The sequence below is a fragment of the Pontibacterium sp. genome, assembly GCF_041587635.1.
Classification (GTDB): domain Bacteria; phylum Pseudomonadota; class Gammaproteobacteria; order Pseudomonadales; family Balneatricaceae; genus Pontibacterium.
Genome location: NZ_JBFGYC010000418.1, coordinates 1 through 3,629 on the forward strand (window position 1 = coordinate 1; position 3,629 = coordinate 3,629).

The window sequence follows — 3,629 nt, forward strand, 5'->3', positions numbered from 1 at the left end:
CAGGCGCTGCAAGATGCAACGTTGCATTCCCCCTGGATCTGGGAAAGCTTTATTCGCCATTTTGGCATGCAGAACATCAACTTCAGTGCCATCGCAGATGAAGGTGGTAGTCTTACATTGGATGACGTGAAATTGGTGTTTATTCCCGCTCACTATCTGCATTCATCAGGTAACTTCAATGTCTTTGATCCGCAAACCGGGATTCTAATGTGCGGAGATATTGGGGCAGCAATAGAGGCCGATGATGCCCCGATGTTTGTGGACGATTTTGAGTCTCATATTCCCAGAATGAAGCTGTTTCACCAGCGTTGGATGCCGTCTAATGAAGCTAAAAATGACTGGGTTGAACGAGTGCGCAAGCTTGATGTGAAAATGCTTTGCCCACAGCATGGTCGGATATTTAAAGGAGACGATGTTGATCGTTTTCTCGATTGGTTCGAAGATCTGGAAGTAGGGTTAACCGGAGCGCGTCTGCGTAAATAAGAGATGTTGATAGAATGCGAAGGCTACCGGAGGTAGCCTTTACTGATTGGCCGTATCAGCCTGAAGATATTGCTCGACTTGCTCAAGCATTCCCGCGTCGCTCAGCAGGGGCTGGTTTAGGCCTGAATCAGCTGCAAGGGGATCGCCCCCGATCTGGTGTGCGTGACTTATCACGGTTGAAGCGTGTAAGCGCAACGTCATCGGTTTTATCTTCTGGGCGTTCTCCGGATGCAGCTGATAGAGTACGGCGACAACCGTGTCTGAATCAAACCCCCATAGCTTAAGTAGATACGCGCTGATGACTGCATTACGTTCGGTATTGCCTGTCTCGCCTGAGATCAACCCACCAACGTTGTGCAGCATGCCCAGCACATAATGGTGATCAGCTTCGGCACGCGACAGTTTCATCTCCTGAGATAGCGTACGCATGATGCCCGCGACATGCTCAGCCTGTCGGCAGAGCTGTTCGTGTTCGTAGGTATTATTGGAACTGTCTTGCCTGAATATACCTGCACAGAGCACCAGATTCTTGATCATGCCTTGCCCCAAACGCACAACGGCATCAATAGCGCTGGTAGCGGGTGACGCAAAGCCAAAGAACGCAGAGTTTGCCAGTTGAAGTATTTTACTGAGGATTGCCGTATCTTGGGTGATGATTTCCGCGATGCGTTCGCTGTCAGGATCTGGTGCTTGGTTTAGATAGGATACAAGTTCCTGGTAAACAGCAGGGAGAACGGGCAGGCTGTCGATACAGCCGATCTCTTCCCTTAGGTGTAATGGAATTGGCAATTCACGTAAGCATTTTGCCGCATGCAGTGAATTAACGATATCTTCCATTTCAAAAGGCTTTGGCAGCATGAGGTGGGCTACACCCACTGCGGATATGGCTTTGTCTGTATCCGTCTCGCCGCTCAGTAATATACGCACGGCGAGGGGGCAATGTTGCCGAACGTGTTCCAGAAATTCGATGCCGTCCATGCCTGGCATCTGCTTATCACTTACAACGACCCAAGGGGACAGCGTATCAAGCTGCTTGAGGGCGTTTTCAGGGCGTTCTTCGAACACCAGTTCCCAATCTCTGAAGTGCCGACGTAGTCCGCGACGCAGAGAGCGAAGGATGCTGGATTCATCATCGAGAAAGAGAACTTTTGGTTTGTCTGTAGTCACAGTTCAAGCTCCGTTTACTCGACCGCGAAAGCGGGTGTTGTCAGGTTATAGTTTTTGTCGATCAGGGGTTGGTTTTCCAGTAGGACCCTAAACTTATCGGGTGATACGGGTGGGCTGATAAAGTAACCCTGTACTTCGTCGCAATTCAGCGCTTGTAGCAGTTCAAATTGCGTCTGGGTTTCGACCCCTTCCGCGACGACCTGCATGCCCAAGTCATGTGACATACGAATCACGTTTCGAACCAGATCGTAGCGTTCTTTACTTTCTTCCAGATCAATCACAAAGGAGCGATCAATCTTGAGCGTATCAACGGGTAACCGACTTAGATAATTCAACGAAGAATAGCCGGTACCAAAGTCATCAAGTGCCAATCGAATCCCCAATGATTTCAACTCGTGTAGCAGCTTCAGGCTGTGATCAATATCCTGCATAAGGAATGTTTCGGTGACTTCCAGTTCAAGTAAGGTTGGGTCAATTCCAGATGTCCGGATAATGCTGCGTACCGTGTCGAGTAATCCGTCTTCCTGTAACTGGCGACCAGACAGGTTTACGGCGAGAAGGAAGGGGGGAAGACCATCGAGCTGCCAAAATTTGCTCTGTGTTGCCGCTGTCGCCAGCACCCATTCACCAATTGCTTCAATCAGACCGTTATCCTCCGCCATTGGAATGAACGTAGCGGGCGAGATCATTCCCAGAGTTTGGTGTTTCCAGCGCAATAAGCTTTCGGCTCCAAGAATCCGGCCATTCGAGAACGATACCTTTGGTTGATATACAACAGAGAATTCATTGCGTTCCAGCGCGCGATAGAGGTCACTCTGGATCGTCATCAATTCGTTATTGCGTTTGTTCATCTCAGGTTGATAGCGAGGATAAATGTATCGGCCCCGGCGTTTTGAGTAGGCGGCGGCAGCCTGTGCGTTGTGCAGCAGGTCTTCAGGGCAGTGGCCGTCAACTGGGGCTATGGCATAGGCAACACTAAAAGAGATATGAACCTGCTTGTCTGCGAAAGTGATAGGGCTTTCGAATCCCTTTAAGAGTTGATTGATCAGCGTGAGCATATCCTCATCACTATTTACGCAGGGTAGCGCCAACACAAATTCGTCGCCGGTTATGCGTCCCACGTAGGCCCCGACGGGTTTGTGTTTGATCAGCTTGCGGGCAACCTCTGCCAGCAATTTATCGGCCTCGCGATAGCCAAGGCTGTCGTTAAAGGTCTTGAAGCGATTAACATCCATATAGATGAGACTCGCCGATGTTAATGCAGGTTTATCTGCCACTGAGTTGGGTAACATCCATTCTTCAAGGCAGCGAATGATTTCACTGCGATGAAGTAGGTGTTTTACACCTAAGCCGCCACTGTATGATTTCTGTCGAATGCTAAGAATCCAGCGCTTGTTGGCCGTTGGTCGGCAAGCCAACTCGAACATCTTATCGTCATATACCAGTTCAGTCTGGGTTTCGCTATCGAGACACAATAGCTCCATCTGCCTTGGAGAAACAGCATGTATAAATTCAGTGATAGAGCGATTAAGGATATTGTTTTCCGAAGCACAACACAGATCACAGGCTGCGGGATTGAGCTGGGAAACAATACCTTGAGCGTTAATCTCAAATAGCGCCTCATCACTCTCCCATACCATGCGACTCAGACCCTGCTGTTTTTGCAGCGTATGCCATTGATCAAAGGCCATCTCAATCTGCGTGATCAGCGCAGCGTCATCCCAGGGTTTGTGAAGAAACTTATACGCTGTGCCACTGTTTAGAATGCTTGTCACCGACTCGAGATCGGCATACCCGCTCAGGACAAGACCAACGATTTGGGGATGTTCTTCTTTAACGCGAAGTAGCAATTCACCACCAGTCATGTGGGGCATTCGAAAATCTGAAAGTACCACCTGAATATCGTTTTGCGACAGAACCTCAAGCGCTTCTTCACCCGAATTTGCGGTGAAGACTTTAAAGCCTGCGCGCCTGAGCAG

At 49.4% G+C, this 3,629-nt stretch carries 3 protein-coding genes; 1 reads left to right on the forward strand and 2 read right to left on the reverse strand.

Annotation, left to right across the window (positions count from 1 at the left end):
• Nucleotides 1–483: MBL fold metallo-hydrolase (locus ABYW01_RS16675; protein WP_372834863.1), on the forward strand; the 483-nt coding region annotated here is incomplete at its 5' end.
• A 39-nt stretch (nucleotides 484–522) separates the two neighbouring features.
• Here ABYW01_RS16675 and ABYW01_RS16680 read toward each other — a convergent pair.
• The gene (locus ABYW01_RS16680; protein WP_372834866.1) at nucleotides 523–1,650 is read right to left on the reverse strand and encodes an HDOD domain-containing protein; all 1,128 of its coding nucleotides are present in this window, start codon (nucleotides 1,648–1,650) and stop codon (nucleotides 523–525) included.
• Between the two features lie 14 nt (nucleotides 1,651–1,664).
• Nucleotides 1,665–3,629: EAL domain-containing protein (locus tag ABYW01_RS16685; protein ID WP_372834869.1), on the reverse strand; the 1,965-nt coding region annotated here is incomplete at its 5' end.